Annotated in this window: 17 protein-coding genes; 12 read left to right on the top strand and 5 right to left on the bottom strand. The window is 32.0% G+C overall.

Going from position 1 to position 19,105, the window contains the following annotated elements; translation table 11 throughout:
* Window positions 1-9: 9 nt before the first annotated feature.
* The 11 genes from NQQ59_RS00265 to NQQ59_RS00215 all read left to right on the top strand — a co-directional run bounded on the left by NQQ59_RS00265 (window position 10) and on the right by NQQ59_RS00215 (window position 13,800).
* On the top strand, window positions 10-936 hold the full coding sequence (locus NQQ59_RS00265; protein ID WP_144212557.1) for a geranylgeranylglycerol-phosphate geranylgeranyltransferase: 927 nt from the start codon (window positions 10-12) through the stop codon (window positions 934-936).
* A complete protein-coding gene (locus NQQ59_RS00260) occupies window positions 929-1,513 on the top strand; it encodes a Maf-like protein (RefSeq protein ID WP_144212555.1) in 585 nt (194 codons plus the stop codon). The genes NQQ59_RS00265 and NQQ59_RS00260 overlap by 8 nt, the downstream gene beginning before the upstream one ends.
* 11 nt (window positions 1,514-1,524) lie before the next feature.
* The gene (locus tag NQQ59_RS00255; RefSeq protein ID WP_144212553.1) at window positions 1,525-2,055 is read left to right on the top strand and encodes a mechanosensitive ion channel domain-containing protein; all 531 of its coding nucleotides are present in this window, start codon (window positions 1,525-1,527) and stop codon (window positions 2,053-2,055) included.
* Between the two features lie 104 nt (window positions 2,056-2,159).
* Window positions 2,160-3,260, top strand: coding sequence for an AI-2E family transporter (locus NQQ59_RS00250; RefSeq protein ID WP_144212551.1), 1,101 nt, complete (start codon window positions 2,160-2,162; stop codon window positions 3,258-3,260).
* Window positions 3,261-3,338: 78 nt separating this feature from the next.
* On the top strand, window positions 3,339-5,171 hold the full coding sequence (locus tag NQQ59_RS00245) for a hypothetical protein (RefSeq protein ID WP_144212549.1): 1,833 nt from the start codon (window positions 3,339-3,341) through the stop codon (window positions 5,169-5,171).
* Between the two features lie 187 nt (window positions 5,172-5,358).
* On the top strand, window positions 5,359-5,868 hold the full coding sequence (locus NQQ59_RS00240; protein ID WP_144212547.1) for a hypothetical protein: 510 nt from the start codon (window positions 5,359-5,361) through the stop codon (window positions 5,866-5,868).
* A 212-nt stretch (window positions 5,869-6,080) separates the two neighbouring features.
* Entirely contained in the window at window positions 6,081-7,703 is a 1,623-nt protein-coding gene (locus tag NQQ59_RS00235) for an LVIVD repeat-containing protein (RefSeq protein WP_144212545.1), read from the top strand.
* Window positions 7,704-7,872: 169 nt separating this feature from the next.
* Window positions 7,873-10,404 (top strand): PIG-L family deacetylase, encoded by a 2,532-nt coding sequence (locus tag NQQ59_RS00230; protein WP_144212543.1) that lies wholly within the window; start codon window positions 7,873-7,875, stop codon window positions 10,402-10,404.
* 114 nt (window positions 10,405-10,518) lie between these two features.
* Window positions 10,519-12,243: a sodium:solute symporter gene (locus NQQ59_RS00225; RefSeq protein WP_144212541.1), complete on the top strand. Its 1,725-nt coding sequence runs from the start codon at window positions 10,519-10,521 to the stop codon at window positions 12,241-12,243.
* A gap of 292 nt (window positions 12,244-12,535) precedes the next feature.
* Window positions 12,536-13,138: a hypothetical protein gene (locus NQQ59_RS00220; RefSeq protein ID WP_144212540.1), complete on the top strand. Its 603-nt coding sequence runs from the start codon at window positions 12,536-12,538 to the stop codon at window positions 13,136-13,138.
* 35 nt (window positions 13,139-13,173) lie between these two features.
* Window positions 13,174-13,800 (top strand): MCP four helix bundle domain-containing protein, encoded by a 627-nt coding sequence (locus NQQ59_RS00215; RefSeq protein ID WP_144212538.1) that lies wholly within the window; start codon window positions 13,174-13,176, stop codon window positions 13,798-13,800.
* Between the two features lie 203 nt (window positions 13,801-14,003).
* On the opposite strand, the gene NQQ59_RS00210 is transcribed toward NQQ59_RS00215, so the two are convergent.
* The 5 genes from NQQ59_RS00210 to NQQ59_RS00190 form a co-directional block, all read right to left on the bottom strand.
* Complete coding sequence (locus NQQ59_RS00210) at window positions 14,004-14,846, bottom strand: DUF2911 domain-containing protein (RefSeq protein WP_144212536.1); 843 nt, start codon at window positions 14,844-14,846, stop codon at window positions 14,004-14,006.
* 69 nt (window positions 14,847-14,915) lie between these two features.
* A complete protein-coding gene (locus NQQ59_RS00205; RefSeq protein ID WP_144212534.1) occupies window positions 14,916-15,578 on the bottom strand; it encodes an HAD family hydrolase in 663 nt (220 codons plus the stop codon).
* Window positions 15,579-15,672: 94 nt separating this feature from the next.
* Entirely contained in the window at window positions 15,673-16,392 is a 720-nt protein-coding gene (locus NQQ59_RS00200) for a tRNA threonylcarbamoyladenosine dehydratase (protein ID WP_144212532.1), read from the bottom strand.
* A gap of 71 nt (window positions 16,393-16,463) precedes the next feature.
* Window positions 16,464-17,111 (bottom strand): TatD family hydrolase, encoded by a 648-nt coding sequence (locus NQQ59_RS00195; RefSeq protein WP_144212530.1) that lies wholly within the window; start codon window positions 17,109-17,111, stop codon window positions 16,464-16,466.
* Complete coding sequence (locus NQQ59_RS00190; RefSeq protein ID WP_144212528.1) at window positions 17,111-17,710, bottom strand: DUF1684 domain-containing protein; 600 nt, start codon at window positions 17,708-17,710, stop codon at window positions 17,111-17,113. Before NQQ59_RS00190 ends, NQQ59_RS00195 begins: the two co-directional genes overlap by 1 nt.
* Window positions 17,711-17,809: 99 nt before the next feature.
* Between NQQ59_RS00190 and NQQ59_RS00185 the strand changes: the two genes are divergently transcribed.
* Window positions 17,810-19,027, top strand: coding sequence for an MDR family MFS transporter (locus tag NQQ59_RS00185; protein ID WP_144212526.1), 1,218 nt, complete (start codon window positions 17,810-17,812; stop codon window positions 19,025-19,027).
* Window positions 19,028-19,105 lie beyond the last annotated feature (78 nt).

The raw sequence follows: 19,105 nt of genomic DNA, 5'->3' as shown, positions 1-19,105 counted from the left end.
CTTTTAAAAATGAAATATCTTAAACTTATTCGATATAAGAATTTATTAATGCTTGCATTTATGCAGCTTCTTTTTCGTTATGCTTTTCTAAAACAGCAAAACATTCCTTTGGCTTTGTCTGATTGGCAATATCTCTTGTTAGTTTTAAGTACAGTTTTACTGGCAGCAGCAGGTTATGTTATTAATAACATTAATGATGTAGCAACCGACAGTATAAACAAACCACAAGATGTTGTTGTTGGTAAAGGAATAACAGAAACGGCAGCTTACAATATTTATATCGCCTTGAATATTTCGGGAGTCGGAATAGGTTTTATTTTATCTAATATTATTTTAAAGCCAAGTTTTGCTTCGGTTTTTATTTTAATTGCTTCTCTCCTCTATTTTTACGCTACTTCCTTAAAACAAATCATGATTTTAGGAAATTTCGTTGTAGCACTACTATTGGCTGTAAGCGTTTTAATTATCGGGGTTTTTGATTTGTTTCCTGTAACTACTGTCGAAAATAAAGCACAAATGGCGAGTCTTTTTTCTATTTTAGTTGACTATGCCTTATTTGCTTTTATGATTAATTTTATTCGTGAAATAGTTAAAGATATCGAAGATGTAAATGGTGATTATAATCAAGGAATGAATACTTTACCAATTGCAATTGGAATTAATAGAGCGGCTAAAATTGCTTTAGGATTTGCCGTAATTCCGTTTATATTATCAGCATTGTATGTCAATACTTATTTCATGGAAAATAAGCTTTACATAGCTGTCTTTTATGCTTCTGCAACTGTTTTGGCACCTCTTTTATATTTTATTGTCAAGATATTCGATGCCAAATCACAAAAAGATTTTCATCATTTGAGCACGATTTTAAAATTAATTTTATTGTTCGGAATTTTATCAATTCTGGTTATCTCCTTAAATATCAAATACAATGCTTAAAGAAAAACTAAAAAAATATAAAATTATCCTCGCTTCTGGTTCACCAAGAAGACAGCAGTTTTTTAAGGATTTAGATCTAGATTTTGAAATTCGTTTAAAAGACGTAGAAGAAATTTATCCGCCAGAATTAAAAGCCGTAGAAATTACTGATTTCCTTGCCGAACTAAAAGCCAATGCATTTGAAGGAGAATTAAAAGAAAACGAAATTCTCGTTACAAGTGACACCATAGTTTGGCATCAGAACAAAGCTTTAGGAAAACCAAAAAGTGCTGAAGAAGCTTTTGCTATGATTAAATCAATGTCTAACACTACTCACGAAGTTATTACCTCAGTTTGCTTTAAAACCACAGAATCTTCTACTCTATTGCATGATATTACGAAAGTAACTTTCAACGATTTATCAGACGAAGCTATTTTATATTACATCGAAAACTACAAACCTTACGATAAAGCTGGTGCTTATGGCATTCAGGAATGGTTTGGTTTTATGGCAGTTGCAAAAGTTGAAGGCTCTTATACCAATGTTATGGGACTTCCAACAGCCAAAGTCTACGATTTTTTGACTACTTTAGTGTAAAAAATTAATTTATGTTTTCTTTTAAAGAGTATAGCCGCGAGATAATCGCTACAATTATCCTTATTGCAATTTTAATCGTTTTACGAATGATAATCGCAAAATTGGTAAAACAATTTGCAGCAACAAGTCAATTATTTGAACACAGAACCAATTTGGTAATAAAGTATATCAATATTCTGATGAATATATTGGTGACGACAACCCTAATTTTGATTTGGGGAGTTAAGACTGATGATATTTTTCTAACGGTCTCTTCTATTGCAACTGTTATTGGGGTGGCCATGTTTGCACAATGGTCTATCTTAAGCAATATTACTGCGGGAATGGTTTTATTCTTCTCCTTTCCTTTTAGAATTGGTGATACTATTAAGATTCACGACAAAGACTTTCCTATTGAAGCCGAAATTGAAGACATCAATACTTTTCATGTAAGCTTGAAAACCAAAGAGGGAGAGAAAATAGTTTTCCCAAACAATTTATTACTGCAAAAAGGAATCTCAATAATTCCTGCCAAATATGAAGAAAGAGAGTTTTTTGACTAAAATCTGAATGGGAATTTTATAACGGGCAGAAAAAAAGCTAGAACAGAAAAAGACAAATAAAGTGTAATATTTGTTTAATAAATCTAGCTAAAACCTCATAAAAAATGACTCGGCCCGTAACTTTACCTTTTTACGCAAAACTCGCATTTATTCTTATTACTTTAATTTGTTTTGCTTTTATCTTTTGTACAGGAAAAGATATTTTCACACCAGTTTTACTAGCATTCTTATTTGCTGTTTTACTGCTTCCAATTTATGTCTTCTTTAATACTCGACTAAAATTCCCCCGACATCTAGCGGCTATCGTTTGTCTCGTAATTTTTCTCTCTGTTATTGTCGGAATTTTGGTTTTTATATCCTATCAAGTCACTTATATGGCGAATGATTTTGATACTATAAAGAAAAATGCCAATTCTTTTATTCTTGAAATTCATAAATTTATACAAGACAATTTCCAGGTAAGTATTGGTGATCAGAAAAAATATCTGGATTCTATGACAAAGGATTCTGTCAAAACAGGTCAGGCAAAATTAGGCTCTTTTATTATATCGATTAGCGATGTTCTTTTAGACAGTATGATTATAATTGTTTACACTTTCTTGTTTTTAATTTATAAAGAACATTTTAAACTGTTTTTAGCAAAATTAGTCAAGAAAGAAAATCATTCGGTATTGATGGATATTTTATCGCAAGTCAAAGTTTCAATCAACAATTACATAGTAAGTTTGATTATCGAAATGGTTGTCGTTTCTGTTTTAACAGGCTTGGGGCTATGGATTATCGGAATCAAATATTTTATTTTGTTGGGATTAATTACAGGAATTTTAAACTTAATACCTTATATCGGAATTACAATTGCTGGAATTATTACTGTTTTGGCATCCTTAACCGGATCTGCAGAAATGTCAATCATTTTAGGAATATTGATTGTAAATATTATTGTTCAGTTTATAGATAATAATTTGCTCGTGCCTTTAATCATCAATTCTAAAGTAGAAATTAATGCTTTTGTTTCTATTATGGGAATTATAGTCGGTGGTGCTGCAGCAGGAATTTCAGGAATGTTTTTAGCAATTCCGCTTTTGGCTATTTTAAAAATCATTTTCGACCGAATTGATTCTCTCTCTCCTTGGGGGTATTTAATGGGCAATCATGTTCCCAGAAAATTTGCTTGGAGAAAAAGAAAAGTTACAACAGAAAATTAAAAAGAGCGTTATTTTCTAAAACCTCGTGTTTAATCCTTATATTCATAAACAATAAAATTATTAGAAGAAAACTACCGAATGTTATTAAACAAAAAAATACTGTTTTTTATTTTACTTTGCTTTTGTTTACAAGGCATAAACGCTCAGGTAGATAACACAAAAAAAGAACCTAAAACAAAAAAAGACAGTACAGAAATCTATAATAGAATTCGTAATTATTCTAAAAAAAATAAGTTTACGCAGACCATGCATAAATTGTTTTTCAGGTCTAAAAAACCAAAGAAGAAACAAGAATTACTGGTGCCCATAGATTCTACTCATTACGATGGGAAAATTATTCGTAACATAAATATTATCACTTTAGATCCTTTTGGGCATTCTGTTGCTGATACTACACAGGTGCCTAAAAATTGGGGAGAAAGAATGGGAAACAGGCTTCATTTAAAAACCAAAAAAATTGCGATAAAGAACTTGTTGCTATTTAAGAAAAACTCGCCTTATGATACGTATAAAGTTCTAGAAACAGAACGTTTAATTCGTGCACAGCGCTATGTTACTGCTGTTAGAATATCTAATCAATCTGTTGGAGCAGCAAGAGATTCTGTAGATATTACCATTCGAGTTTTGGATTCTTGGAGTACAATTCCGAGATTCTCTATTTCCAGTAATCAGGTTTCTCTTGGATTTAAAGAAAAAGATTTTTTTGGTTCAGGACAACAGTTAGAATATCGTTTTACTAATCGTTTTGACGATGGTCGTAATGCTAATGAAGCAACTTATACTATTCCAAACATAAAAAACACTTACATAAGTACGGTTCTTCATTATAAAATGGACTTGGATAATAATTATATAAAAAGTGTGGATATAGAGCGTGATTTCTATTCTCCTTTAACCAAATGGGCCGGTGGTGTTTATGTTGATGAATTTTTCAGAAAAGACACACTTCGCGCACCCGATTTTTCTTATGATTATCAACCTGTTAAATATACTTCTCAAGATGTTTGGGCTGGACGTGCTTTTAAAGTATTTGAAGACGAACATGAAGCTATTACCAATCTGGTCACAACTGCCCGATTTTTAAATGTTAATTACAGCGAATCTCCAACAGCGCTTTATGATCCAGATCATTTTTATTCTGATGAAAAATTAATTCTTAGTGGTATCGGACTCAATACACGAAAATTTATTAAAGACAGTTATATCTTCCGAAATGGTCAGACAGAAGACGTTCCGATTGGTCGCATTTATGGAGTTACATTTGGGTATCAATATAAAAATACATTTTGGAGACCTTATGTTGGGGCACAATTTTCTTTTGGAAATTATTACAGACTTGGTTTTCTAAGTATGAATTTTGAAGCAGGAACTTATTTTCATCAATCTAAAACTTATAGAACTGCATTATTATTTGAGTCTAATTATTTTACAAAATTATACAGTATCGGGAATTGGAAATTAAGACAATTCGTAAATCCTAAACTGGTTATTGGTATCAACCGCGATGATGTCATTGGAGATCAGCTAAATATTAATGGGTTGAACGGTTTGGCTGGAGTTAATTCAGCCTTATACGGAACCAGTAAGGCTGTTCTGTCACTTCAGACACAAACTTATTCTCCACATGCTTTATGGGGTTTTCGTTTAAATCCATTTTTTAATTATTCAATTGCAGTTTTAGGAAGTCCAGATGTTGCTATGACCAAGAGCAAGCCCTACTCTAAAATAACTTTGGGTTTACTTGTAAGCAATGATTATCTTGTTTTTAGCTCCTTTCAGCTTTCTATTTCCTATTACCCTAGTATTCCTTACCAAGGAGACAATGTATTTAAAACAAATACTTTTGAAACTACAGACTATGGATTACAAAGTTTTGAACTTGCGAAACCAAGAGTCGTAAATTATAAATAATTTTTTCTCTTTTTTTAGAAAACCTCATTTCACAACAACACCGCTTATAACCAGCATTTTACAGGTTAAACAAATCTAAAAAAAATTCGACGAAATGCATTTTTTGCTCGACAAAATACATCTTCATTTTTTTTGGCACAGTATATGAATATCCCTAAACAAGAATAACATTAAAAAAATGAAAAAGATGAAAACGATAAAATTAGCAATCGCCGGATTATTTCTACTGGTTGCAAACGCCACGCAAGCCCAAGTATCGATAAACGTTAATATAGGAAATCCGCCAGCATGGGGACCTGCAGGATATAGCGAAATGGAATATTATTATCTTCCAGATATTGAAGCATATTACGATGTACGTGCCGCACAATTTATCTATTATGGAAGAGGTAAATGGGTAAGAACAACATATTTACCAAGACAATATAGAAACTATGATTTGTACGGAGGTTACAAAGTTGTTTTAACAGACTACCACGGTAGAACACCTTATACTTACTTTGATCGTCATAGAGTTAAATACTACAAAGGATACCACGGAGCACCTCAAAGACCATATAAACCAAGACCTGTTTACGGTTATAATGATCGTAGAGATTACAAACGTTATGACAAACATGATAAACACCATGATAAACATGACAGACACGACGATCACCGTCATGACGACCGCGATCACGGACGTGGAAGAAGATAAGCTAAAACTTTAATTTTCAATATATAAAGGGTATCAATAAAATGATACTCTTTTTTTTGCTTTTTTCACTTTGAAATTTTAATTGAAAATTGTAACTTCATCATAAATCACTATTAAACAAGCGTTTAAACTAAGTATTTTTAAATATTAACCTTTGTTTAATGTGATATTGATATATATTTGCACAAATTTTCAAACTCAAATCTAATTTTATGAAAAAGAATGTTTATTTGATTTCATTTTTAGCGATGTCACTATTAATAGCATGTGACAACAATGACGACAACAGAAACAACCAATCGTCAGACGCCATTACCATTACTTCAGATCAAGATGCTTTAAACAAAAGGCTTGATTATACAAATTCTGGAGTAATTTCAGTAGAGAATGCTTCTCAGGCAGGTAAAACTGCAGAAAGCACAGTAACGAACTTTCCACTTGTTCAAATTGCAGAAGTAAAACCTCCAGTTGATGCTAATGGAAGAACATTACAAGCAAGTCATGTTACAGTTAACGGAAACTATGCTTACGTATCTTATATCACTAGAGGTGACGTATATTCTGGAGCTGTTGATGTTATTGATGTTTCAGATCCTTACAAACCAAAATTGGTTACATCGGCTTTAATTCCGAATACAGATATTACTTCTATTACTTATGCAAACGGAAACTTACTTTTAGGAGCAGCAAAAGATGTTGATAAAGATCCTTTATTAAAAAATAATCCTGCTGTAGCTTACATTATGCCTTTAAGTTCTGGTCTTCTTACAGATAAAACAACAGCCAATTATTTAGAAAGCAGAGTTACAACAGATGTTGCAGCTAATACTTCTGACTATTTTGCTGTAACTGGAGATAACGGAAGTTTATTTAAAATTAATGCTTCAACAAAAGCTGTAACAAGTAAAGCAGCAATGGCAGATTTACGTTCGATTGCTTTAACTTCTGATAAAGTTGTGACTTTAAGTGGAACAAAAGGAGTTAATATTTACAATCTTTCTACTCTTGCTTTACAAAAAAGTTTTTCAACATCAGTAGATGTGAGCGGAGCGAAAAGAACAATGGATATCGACGGAACAAAACTTTTAGTTTCTGAAGGTCCAAACGGTCTTGGAGTTTATGATATTAATAGTGGCGTAAAATTACAGACTATTACTATACCAGCTGCTGCAGAAGATAACGTTACCAATGCAGTTTCTGTAAACGATGGTTATGCATTTCTTGCAAATGGTGCTTTAGGATTAAATGTTTACCAATCTGGAACTCAACTTAGTTTATTAGGATCTGTTGGAATTGCAGGTTCTTCAAACTATGTTAAATCAAGTGGAAATTACATTTATGTTGCAAGTGGAACCGGTGGTTTGAAAATTATCAAAATGGAAAAACCAAGCACTACATTTGCAAGTTGTCTAACTTATGGTTTGTATAACCAAGGGAAAGATTTGATCTTGAATTCAAATGATGTTAAATCTTACCAAGGAGCAACGGCAATTAATTCTGCAATTGTGAATTCTGGAGCTGTTTTAACTCATTGTGGTTCTATCGCAGTTTTAAGTAATTTGACTTTAAACAGTGGTGGTACATTTAATATGAGAGGAAGTTTATCTCAAGGTAAATTCCTTCAGACCAATCCAACGGTACTTACAATCAACAGCAATGCAAAATTGGTTGTTGAAGGTTCAGTTGTAATCTGGGGAGATTTATTATTAAACAGCGGTGCTAAAATTGAATTCGTTGGCAGCACGTCTTCAATTACAATCTACGGAAAAGTTACAAAAGGATCTGGCGTAACTATTACTGGAAATTATGTAGATACAGAAAATAAATTGAAATAAGATTTCAAACTCAAAATACGAAAAAGCCGTTAGAACATTTCTAACGGCTTTTTTTTGCGCTCCTTTCTGTTTTAAGGTACAATTATTGTGCGTTAACATTTCATTTAAATAATCTTCCATAAAATAATTAGTATTTTTGAAACAATTCTAAAAACATCTAACTCTTACCATGCGAAAAATACAGGTTCACATCTTTCTTTTGTTTTTTTTAGGTTTTCAGATTTCGTTTGCGCAACAGCCACAAAAACCAAATTCAGTTGAAATTTATAATCAAATTAAAAAATTAAACTTTTTAGGTTCAGTATTATATATTGCTGCTCACCCTGATGATGAAAACACGAGAATGATTTCGTATCTCGCTAATGATATGAATGCCAGAACAGGTTATTTATCTTTAACCCGAGGTGATGGAGGACAAAATTTAATTGGATCGCAATTACGTGAATTGTTAGGAGTTATTAGAACTCAGGAATTAATTGAAGCCAGAAAAATAGATGGCGGAGAACAGTTTTTCTCACGCGCTAATGATTTTGGTTTTTCAAAAAATCCGGATGAGACTCTAGATATTTGGGATAAGAATAAAGTTCTCGCAGATGTAGTTTGGACTATCAGAAAATTTCAACCGGATATTATCATCAATAGATTTGATCATCGTTCTCCAGGAACTACTCATGGACACCATACATCATCAGCAATGTTAAGTGTTGAAAGTTTCAAATTAACTAATGATCCTAAAGTTTATCCTGAACAGTTAAAATATATAACTCCTTGGCAGGTAAAAAGACAGTTTTTTAATCCGTCCTGGTGGTTTTATGGAAGTCAGGAAAAATTTGATGCAGCCAATAAATCTAAATTCACAAAATTAGAAACAGGCGTTTATTATACTGGAATCGGAAAATCTAATCAGGAAATTGCTGCTTTAAGCCGAAGCCGTCATCAATCGCAAGGTTTTGGAAGTACAGGAGTTCGTGGTGATGAAACAGAATATCTGGAACTTATTAATGGTGAAACTCCTAAAGAAAAAGACAATCTATTTGATGGAATTGATACCAGCTGGAACCGTGTTAAAAATGGAAAACCAATTGGAGATTTGATTTCGTCAATTATTTCAAAGTATAATTTCAGTAATCCATCTGCCAGTATCCCAGATTTAGTTAAAGCTTATGCAATGATTGAAGCTTTAGAAGATACGCATTGGAAAACTCTTAAATCTGCGGCAATTAAAAATATCATTGCATCTTGCTCTGGTTTATATTTAGAAGCCGTTTCAAATGAACAGGAAGCAACTCCTGGAAGCACTATAAAACTAACTCTTGAAGCAATCAACAGATGTTCTGTAGATATGGAATTAGTGAGCATTACAACTTTACCAGACAATAAAACTACAACTCAAAATAGTGTTTTAAAGAACAATAGTGATCAAAAAATCAACCTTCAATTACAGCTTCCAGCTGATATAGAATACACGCAACCTTATTGGTTGAAAGAAAAAGCAACTGTTGGAATGTATACCGTTTCTAATCAGGAAAACATTGGTATCCCGGATATTATTAGAAATACTAAAGTCATTTTTAATGTAAAAATAAACGGTGTAGAAATTCCGTTTGAACGAACTGTCGTTTACAAATATAATGATGGCGTAAAAGGCGAAATGTATAATTTCCTTGATATCGTTCCAGAAGTAACAACTTCTGTTTTAGAAAGAGTTTTGATTTTTAGAGATACTAAAAGCAAAATGGTTCCTGTAAAAGTTCGCGCCGGAAAAGACGGTGTAAAAGGAAATTTAGAATTAGAATTACCAAAAAGTTGGAACGTTTCTCCAAAAGAAATTCCTTTTGCATTGGATAAAAAAGGAAACGAACAGATTTTTTATTTTGAAGTAACACCTCCTGTTAATCCAGAAGAAGTGATTGCAAAAAGCGTTGCTATTGTTGATGGTAAACGTTTTGATAAAGATCAGACTATTATTGATTTCAGTCACATTACCAAACAAATGGTTTTGAAATCTGCAGAATCAAAATGTATCCGAATTAATTTAAAAACTTCCGGAGATGCTATTGCTTACATAATGGGTGCAGGTGACGAAGTTCCAGAAAGTTTACAACAAATGGGATATAAAGTTTCTATTTTAAAACCAGAAGAAATTACACCTGAAAGATTAGATTCTTTTAGTACCGTTATTACTGGAATCCGTGCTTACAATACCGTAAGTGCTTTAGCCAACAAACAAAGTATTTTATTCAATTTTGTGAAAAGCGGTAAAAATATGATTGTGCAATACAATACAAATGGTAAACTGGTAACCGATAAAATTGCGCCGTATCCATTAAAATTATCAAACGATCGTGTGACAGAAGAAAATGCTAAAATTACTTTCTTAGCACCCAATCATCCTGTTTTAAACACGCCAAATAAAATCAGCAGCAAAGATTTTGAAGGCTGGACGCAGGAACAAGGCTTGTATTATCCAAACGAATATGATCCTGCCTTCACTCCTATTATTTCTTCACATGATAAAGGAGAATCGGCTAAAGATGGCGCGTTATTAGTCGCTCCATATGGAAAAGGATATTATATTTACACTGGTTTAAGTTTCTTTAGAGAATTACCAGAAGGAGTTTCTGGTGCTTACCGATTGTTATCGAATATAATTTCGTTGAAACAACCACTTGAAGCTCCTAAACAAGATATAAAGCAATAAAACATGGAAGCTAAAAAACAAAAAAAATGGAAAAAAAGCTACACTTACGTATTGGTAGCTAATGCAATTTATATTGCTATTTTTTTCTTAATCATGCAATTATACTCATAACTTATGCAGCTATTTGACTGGATCGTACTTATTGTAACCTTATTATTTATTGTTGGATACGGCTCATGGAAAACCAGAGGAAGCAAGAACGTTGAAGATTTCATTTTAGGAAATAACGAAACACCTTGGTATACTGTTGGTCTTTCTGTGATGGCAACTCAAGCGAGTGCGATTACATTTTTGTCGACTCCAGGACAGGCTTATCATGACGGAATGGGATTTGTACAATTCTATTTTGGACTTCCAATTGCGATGATTGTCATTTGTTTGACTTTTATTCCGCTTTATCATAAAAGTAAAGTTTATACGGCTTACGAATTTTTAGAAAAAAGATTTGACGTTAAAACTCGCTCACTTGCTGCCATTTTGTTCTTAGTCCAAAGAGGTCTTGGAACTGGATTAACGATTTACGCACCAGCCATTATTTTATCAGCTCTTTTGGGATGGAACTTAACTATAATGAACATCATCATTGGAGTTATGGTTATTATCTATACCTTTTCTGGAGGAACAAAAGCGGTAAACGTAACACAGAAACAACAGATGTTCGTGATTATGTCGGGAATGTTTATTACGTTTTTCTTGATTTTACATTATCTTCCAAACGATATGACTTTTAACAGTGCACTTCATATTGCAGGTGCAAATGACAAAATGAATATCGTTGATTTCTCTTTTGATCCAGAGGAAAAATATACCATTTGGAGCGGAATTACAGGAGGTTTCTTTCTGGCACTCGCCTATTTTGGTACAGATCAATCTCAGGTTGGACGTTATTTATCTGGAAAATCGGTTCGTGAAAGTCAGATGGGATTGATTATGAATGGACTTCTAAAAGTTCCGATGCAATTCTTTATACTTTTAACCGGTGTAATGGTTTTTGTATTTTTTCAGTTTAATCCTGTTCCTTTAAATTTCAATCCGAATAATAAAACTACAATTGAAAAATCGGCATATAAAGAAGAATATAAAGTTTTGGAGAATAAATTGGAAAAGCTTTCTGAAGACAAAAAAGTAATCAATTTATTGTATATCGATCAGTTGAATCAGGATTATGACAATCCGATTCTGCGTAAAGAATTGGTTGCATTGTCAAATAAAGAAAAAGATCTTCGTGATAAAGCGAAAGAAATTATTTCAAGAGCAGATAGCAATGCTGAAACGAACGATAAAGATTATGTGTTTTTTCACTTTATTTTAAATTATTTGCCAAAAGGCCTTATCGGATTATTGTTAGCTGTAATTCTATCGGCTGCTATGTCTTCGACCGCTTCAGGTTTAACAGCATTGGCTTCAACTACCGCAATTGATATTTACAAACGAAATCAGAAAGAAGAAAAATCAGAAAAACATTATCTGAATGTAACTAAGTTTTTCACGCTTTTTTGGGGAGTTGTAGCGATTCTTTTTGCTTGCGTCGGAACATTGTTTGAAAACTTAATTCAGCTTGTAAACATTATTGGTTCTATTTTTTATGGAACTGTTTTGGGGATATTTCTTGTCGCTTTTTATTCTAAAAAAGTTCAGGCAAAACCAATGTTTATTAGCGCCATCATTAGCCAGTTAACTATTTTTGTGATCTACTATTTTATGGTTTACAATCAGGAAAAATTAGGTTATTTATGGCTGAATTTCATTGGAGCAATGTTAACTATTGTACTGGCAATCATATTGCAATTTTTATTCTTTAGAGGAGACAAGAATGATAATGAATTAATATTGGATTAGCATGATTTGACTATAATTGAAAGCAATTTCATTAACTAAAAAAAATCTGTAACCAAATAAACCTAATGCCCTAGCCCTGATGGAAGCGGCATCCTTTTGTGCCGGGGTTCGGCACAAAAGATATAGCGGACAGCAGGAATTAGCTCCTGAAAAAAATATTTAAAACTATAATTTCTGAAACCAATACTTCTCTGTTAAAATTGTAAGTAAAAAGTATTATTTTAGTAAACTGTAAAACTTTTTTTTACGATTTACTTCCAAAAACTAAATTAATTTTAAACAGGAGAAATTAATGAAAATTTCAGATGATTTAGAAAAACTACTGCCTTTTGGCTACTTGTTTCTTATTTTGATGGGAATTTTGAAGGATAGTATTTACTATTATCAGTTAGGTATTAACATTTTAAAATATTCTACAATCACAGATGTTTTAATGAGTCCGATTGCTGAGTTTACTTCAAATCCGATAATTCTGTTTACTATTATTTCATTGTTTCTTACGCATATTAAACTTCCAAAATTTTTAGCAAAACATCACGGTAATAAACTTCTACAGAAAATGTTTGAGTTAAAACCGACAACAGAATTAACAGAAAAAGAGACTAAGAGCTACTATAATAGTGTTGCAATAAAATCACTGGCAGTCATTTTGTTATCCTTTTTCCTTGGATATGGTATGGCAGGTGGTTATTATATGAAAAATAAACTTTTTGAAAATGAAATAAAATACGAATCTAAAGTCAATTTTAACGATGATAAATCGGAACAGATTTATTTGATAAGTGCCAATAGCTTGTATTATTTTTATTTTACAAAAGGAAATGATGCCATTCAAATTGCGCCTTTGGGAAGCGTGAAAAACATAGAATTGGCAAGAGTAAAGAAGTTTTTCTAAAATAACTTGTATTTACATTTTTAAAATTATTGAAGATGAAAGATTTAAAAAAATACAGCAATAAAACCAAAGCCGCATTTATACTATTAATTGTAATGCTGCTAATTTTATTGGGGAATTTTAATACGCTTCAGAATTCTAAGAATGTAAATGACAATATTAATGCGATTTACAAAGATCGTTTGGTGGTGGCGCATTATATTTTTCAGTATTCCAAACAACTTCATTTTATAAAAGCAGAGGCAGAAAAACTGGATTTGAATGATAAGATTAAAAAAGATGAAATTATTCACACCTTAGATATCATTCACAATATTGATGACTTATATGCTAAAACGGTTTTAACGAACACAGAAAAACAATATTTTGATATATTTTTAAGTTCGTGCAAAGAAATCAACAATCAGGTTGAAAATAAAAACTGGGATAAAATCGCTTATTCTAGTACACAAGCCTTAAAAACATTAGAATCCTTATCTCAGATTCAGATCAAAGAAGGAAAGTCTAAACTTGCTGCGGCCAATGCGATGTATAATAAAAATAATAGTATCGGACAGTTTCAAATTGCTCTTCTTATTATTCTTGGTGGAATTACTTTTTATCTTTTAATAAAGAAAATCAAGAAAACCATAAAGATTCCAGAACCACCAAGCATGAACTAAATTGATTTAAGATTTAACCGCAAAGACACAAAGAATTACGCAAAGTTCGCAAAATTTATACACAAAGCTTTGCGAACTTTGCGCTTTTACCACGTCATTATAGATTAAAAAAACTTAGCTTTTGGGTAAAAAAAAAATTCCAAAACTCGAAAGCTTTGGAATTTGGAATTTATATTATTGAAATTTTATAATTCGAAGAATTATTATCTGCTCCACTCAGCGATACTGTCTTTATTTAATTTTACGTAATCAGCGTTGTTTGCTGCTTCTGCAGATGCTAAAGAAGCTTTTGCTGTTTCGATTGCTCCTTTTTTATCACCTTGTTTCGCCTGAATTTGCGATTTCAATCTTGTTACATAATAAGGTTTGTCTGAACTCATATCTAACGCTTTGTCTACATAAGTTCTTGCAGTTTCTACATTTCCGTTTGATTGAAATAAATATTGAGATGCAGCAAAATAATCATTCCAAGTCGGACCAGCTAGTGCTTTATCAATACTTGCTATAGCTGTTTTAGCTGTTGGAACTTCAAATTTTAAAGCAACATGAGAGTTTTCCCAAGCCATTTCTAAATATCCGAAATTTGGATCTAAACTATTAATTCCGATTGTAAAAGTTTCAACTGGAGTTGGTAATGCATCTTCTTTTACAGTTGTTTTTAAAGCTACGTAAGCATCGCTCCAATTTTCTGGTAATCCCCAGTTATCTGTAGAAAGGTAAAAAATAACATCCCAGCTTTCAATTCTTGGAACTGTATAAATAGCGTATTTACCTTTTTTTAATGTTTTTCCGTCAATAACAACATCGTCTCCAAAATTGATAATTGTATTTTCGTTAGCTCCTGTTCTCCATAATTTTCCAAATGGAACTAAATTTCCGAAAACAGCCCTTCCTCTTGCTCCTGGGCGTGAGTATGTAACTTCAACATCCGTTAAACCTACAGTTTGTTTAATATATCCTTTTGGACTTGCTTGTGGTGTTTTTACTTGTGCTTCTGACACTAATGGGCTTAAGATCAGGGCTAATGCAATAAGTATTTTTTTCATTATTCAGTTTTTTTATTTTATTCAAATTTACAAATTCAATTTCCGAACAAATGTTAAATTTTATATAATTCAAGCTTTAAGCTGTGATATTTTTTGAGCGTCTAATTCATTAAAATGATCTATAACCAAGTCAGCTTCACTATAATCCTGCATATTTGAATGTTCGCTTCTGTAACCAACGCAGAAAATCCCTGCGCCTTTAGCTGCTTTAATTCCATTGGTACTATCTTCAATTATAATGCATTCTTCTTTTGGCGCAACTGACAAAGAAGCGGCATGAATAAATATTGCCGGATTTGGTTTCGATTGCGGAAAATCCTCTCCACTTACAATGTCAGTAAAATATTGATGTAAATTAAATCGTGTAAAAACGCGGTCAATTGTAACTTTTGATGCTGAAGAAGCGAGAATTAATTGTATTCCATTGTTGTACAAATCTTTAATTAAATCTTCAACTCCATCCAAAAGATATAAATCTTCTTTGGTATCAAAAGCATCATTAAAAATAGTACGTTTTCTTTGAATTAAATCTTCTACTTCCTGCTCAACAGAGGGAAAATAGTTTTTTATAGACTGAAAGGTATTTTTGGTTGAAAAACCTGTAAATGAAGTATACATTTCTTCAGGTACTTCGATATTTAATTCTGAAAATTGTAAATAATAGGCATAACGATGAACTGGCTCTGTATCTACAATTACGCCGTCCATATCAAAAATTACTGTTTTAATCATTTTTTTAGGTGCTAAGGTTCTGAGGAACTAAGGTTCTAAGGTTTTTATTTAACTTCCACTACAGCTGAGACTGAGACTGAAAACTGTGACTTAATTATTCCTCTTTAGAAATTAGATAACGAATAACCGTTTCTGCTGCATGAAGACCGAATAATCCTGGCATATAGCTGTTTGTTCCGTAAAAAGACTTTTTAAAGTTTTTTCCATCTGTAAGTTTTAAACTTTTTTCGTTTTGAATTTCAGATGAAAAAACCACTTTTAGTTTATTGATTTTTACTGCTTTCAAACGCTTGCGAATTGTTTTTGAAAAATAACAGTTGATTGTTTTAGAAATATCTGCAACCTTTACTTTAGAAGCCAACATTTTTCCGCCAGCGCCCATACTGCTTATAATCTTAACTCTTTTTCGTTTTGCTGCAATAATCAAATTTAATTTTGGAGTAATACTGTCAATGCAATCTAAGACATAATCAAATTCTGGAGAAACAATCTCGAAAGCACGTTCTGGAGAAAGGAATTCCTGTACTCTGGTAAGATTTAATTCTGGATTAATATCCATTAAGCGGTCTCCAACAATTTTGATTTTTGGTTCTCCAACTGTTGAATGTAAAGCTGGTAATTGACGATTAATGTTTGTAATATCTACAACATCTCCATCAACAATTGTCATGTTTCCTACTCCTGCTCTTGCTAAAAATTCAGCTGCAAAAGATCCAACTCCTCCTAGCCCAACGACTAAAACATTTGATTTTTGTAAATTTTCTAATCCTTCTTTAGTAAACAAAAGCTCAGCTCTTTCTGTCCATTCTGCCATATATTCTTATTTTGTTATTTTTTGTTTCAGGTTTCAAGTTTTGAAATTATTGACTTAATACTACTTCAAAACTACTTATTAAATACACTTTTACAATTACTTGAAATAATGCTTTCTAATTCTTTTAAATTTAAATCTTTATACTTTGAAGCTAATTCATAAACTTGTTGAATTGTTTCTTCCATTGTATCGGTTTCGAGAAAAAATTGATCATTTGGAACATCTCGAAAAACACTTTCTAAATCTGGATTTTTCAATAAATATTTTCCAAAAGAAAGATAGAATCCTTCTTTAATTAATTGCTCAGCTATTTGCCTGTTTTTTGAAAAACCATGAATAATCATTGGAACTGTGATTTTCTTCTTTTTCTTGATTTCGATAACTTCTTGAAAAGCAGCGACACAATGTATCACAACTGGTTTACTGAATTTTTCAGCTAATTCTAATTGCTTTTCAAAAACTGAAGTTTGTAAATCTAACGGAACTTCAATTCGTTTATCCAAACCACATTCACCAATTGCCAAACAACTCTCCGTTTGCAATTTCTCTTCTATGATTTTCAAATCAGTTTCAAGTCGATTTTCATCGATATACCAAGGATGAATTCCAATAGAATAAAAAGGAATTTTGGCATCAAAATCTTTAGGATATTGATTCACTAATTCCAAAACGTCAGATTGGTTGGTGAAATTATGGGTATGAAGATTAAAATATTCCATTAATGAAAGTTTTTTACTCCTGCTTTAATTTCAATATTCAAATCATTTTCAGAAGGTACAAGCGGGCAAGAATACTTGTAATTATAAGCACAATATGGATTATAAGCCTGATTGAAATCAATTACTATTATATTTCCTTTAGGAATTTCCAAATCGATATAACGACCACCGCCGTAGCTTTGTTTTCCGCTTGTTAAATCTGTAAAAGGTAGAAAAAGATGATTTTTATATTTTTCCTGTACAATAAGTTCCAAACTTTGGTAAACGGCAAGTTTAAAGTCTTTTCCGTTTATTTTAAAGTTTAAAGTTCCATATTTAATGTACTTTGAAGTATAATTTCCTGACGTTTTCATTTCAAAAACTTTTCCTCCTTTTGCCTTTACCAAAGTAGCATTTACAAAATAAGTTTCAGAAATAGGAAAAAAATCTAAGCTTTTAAAAGTTTTTAAATCTTTTGCTAACAGTGGACTTGTCTTAGGATCAGCATATTCTGAGTTGATTTTCTTTTGGAATTTTTGAGCATCGATTTTACTAAACTTTTTTTGTGCAAAACCAAAACTAAAAACCAACAATAAAACCAATGAGCTTATAGTTTTCATTTTAGAAATTTTATGCAAAAATAGTTCAAAAGTAACAAAACAACAACCACTTAACGAGACAAAGTTTCCTAACTTTGTGACGATAATTTATCATACACAATGCTTAAAAACGCTTTTACCAACTACATTAACAATTTTAGAGGGTTTACAAGAGAAATTTGGATTCTGGCCACTATAACATTTATCAATCGCGCCGGAACGATGGTACTTCCTTTCTTATCCAAATATTTAAAAGAAGATCTTCACTTTACTTACAATCAGGTTGGATGGATTATGGTTGCGTTTGGTTTTGGTTCTATGTTAGGTTCTTGGTTGGGCGGTAAACTTTCAGACAAAATTGGGTTTTACAAAATCATGATTTTCAGTTTGTTTACAAGTGGTGTTTCTTTGTTCTTTGTTCAATATATTACTACTTTTTGGGCGCTCTGTGTTGCTATGTTTATTTTAATGACGATCGCGGACATGTTTAGACCCGCCATGTTTGTCTCGTTGGGAGCTTATGCAAAACCAGAAAACAGAACTCGTGCTTTGACTTTAGTTCGTCTTGCAGTTAACTTAGGCTTTGCAGCTGGTCCCGCTCTTGGAGGATTAATTATTATGGGAATGGGATATTCTGGTCTTTTCTGGGTTGACGGGGCTTCTTGTATTGTCTCTATTTCTATTTTTGCCTTACTGGTAAAAGAAAAGAAAAAAGCAGATCACGGTGACAAAACTGAAAGTGCAGCAGATACAAAATCTGTTTTTCATGATAAAATTTTCTGGGTTTTCTTGTTTGTGAGTTTTATTACAGCGATGATTTTCTTTCAGCTTTTTACTACTCTACCTTTATATCATAATGAAAAATTCGGTTTAAGTGAGTTCCAGACAGGATTGTTAATGACACTCAACGGACTTTTGATTTTCTCTCTTGAAATGCCAACTGTTGGATTTCTGGAAAGAAAAGCTTTTCCGAAAATCAGAATTATTATTATAGGTTCTTTTTTAATGGCATCTAGTTTCTTTTTACTTCTAATTAATTTCTGGGCTGGAATATTAGTTGTCAGTATGGTTTGCATTTCTATTGGTGAAGTACTAACCTTTCCTTTTTCTAATGCCTTTGCTTTAAGCAGAGCACCTCGCGGACAAGAAGGGCGCTATATGGCTTTGTATACAATGAGTTTTAGTTTGGCTCATATTATTAGTTCTAAACTTGGATTTGAAATAATTACCCGCCTGGGTTATCAAATTAACTGGCTTTTTATGGCTTGCATTGGTATTATTGCTACTGGTTGCTGTGTCTGGATTAAAAATGCTTTGCTAACAGAGAAAACCTCCTAAGAAAAACTTTAACTTCTTAATTTACTATTATTCAATTTATTACAATTAAATTTGAATGGCTTTTTTGCACTCAAAACT

This window comes from Flavobacterium panacis (genome assembly GCF_024649945.1).
GTDB lineage: Bacteria > Bacteroidota > Bacteroidia > Flavobacteriales > Flavobacteriaceae > Flavobacterium > Flavobacterium panacis.
The sequence above is the reverse complement of the archived record's forward strand: the minus strand, read 5'-3'. Positions and strand labels throughout refer to the sequence as shown.

Excerpts from the sequence above, each read along its gene's own strand:
- NQQ59_RS00265 (WP_144212557.1), top strand. The coding sequence starts at position 10 with ATGAAATATCTTAAACTTATTCGATATAAGAATTTATTAATGCTTGCA.
- NQQ59_RS00260 (WP_144212555.1), top strand. The coding sequence starts at position 929 with ATGCTTAAAGAAAAACTAAAAAAATATAAAATTATCCTCGCTTCTGGT.
- NQQ59_RS00255 (WP_144212553.1), top strand. The coding sequence starts at position 1,525 with ATGTTTTCTTTTAAAGAGTATAGCCGCGAGATAATCGCTACAATTATC.
- NQQ59_RS00250 (WP_144212551.1), top strand. The coding sequence starts at position 2,160 with ATGACTCGGCCCGTAACTTTACCTTTTTACGCAAAACTCGCATTTATT.
- NQQ59_RS00245 (WP_144212549.1), top strand. The coding sequence starts at position 3,339 with ATGTTATTAAACAAAAAAATACTGTTTTTTATTTTACTTTGCTTTTGT.
- NQQ59_RS00240 (WP_144212547.1), top strand. The coding sequence starts at position 5,359 with ATGAAAACGATAAAATTAGCAATCGCCGGATTATTTCTACTGGTTGCA.
- NQQ59_RS00235 (WP_144212545.1), top strand. The coding sequence starts at position 6,081 with ATGAAAAAGAATGTTTATTTGATTTCATTTTTAGCGATGTCACTATTA.
- NQQ59_RS00230 (WP_144212543.1), top strand. The coding sequence starts at position 7,873 with ATGCGAAAAATACAGGTTCACATCTTTCTTTTGTTTTTTTTAGGTTTT.
- NQQ59_RS00225 (WP_144212541.1), top strand. The coding sequence starts at position 10,519 with ATGCAGCTATTTGACTGGATCGTACTTATTGTAACCTTATTATTTATT.
- NQQ59_RS00220 (WP_144212540.1), top strand. The coding sequence starts at position 12,536 with ATGAAAATTTCAGATGATTTAGAAAAACTACTGCCTTTTGGCTACTTG.
- NQQ59_RS00215 (WP_144212538.1), top strand. The coding sequence starts at position 13,174 with ATGAAAGATTTAAAAAAATACAGCAATAAAACCAAAGCCGCATTTATA.
- NQQ59_RS00210 (WP_144212536.1), bottom strand. The coding sequence starts at position 14,846 with ATGAAAAAAATACTTATTGCATTAGCCCTGATCTTAAGCCCATTAGTG.
- NQQ59_RS00205 (WP_144212534.1), bottom strand. The coding sequence starts at position 15,578 with ATGATTAAAACAGTAATTTTTGATATGGACGGCGTAATTGTAGATACA.
- NQQ59_RS00200 (WP_144212532.1), bottom strand. The coding sequence starts at position 16,392 with ATGGCAGAATGGACAGAAAGAGCTGAGCTTTTGTTTACTAAAGAAGGA.
- NQQ59_RS00195 (WP_144212530.1), bottom strand. The coding sequence starts at position 17,111 with ATGGAATATTTTAATCTTCATACCCATAATTTCACCAACCAATCTGAC.
- NQQ59_RS00190 (WP_144212528.1), bottom strand. The coding sequence starts at position 17,710 with ATGAAAACTATAAGCTCATTGGTTTTATTGTTGGTTTTTAGTTTTGGT.
- NQQ59_RS00185 (WP_144212526.1), top strand. The coding sequence starts at position 17,810 with ATGCTTAAAAACGCTTTTACCAACTACATTAACAATTTTAGAGGGTTT.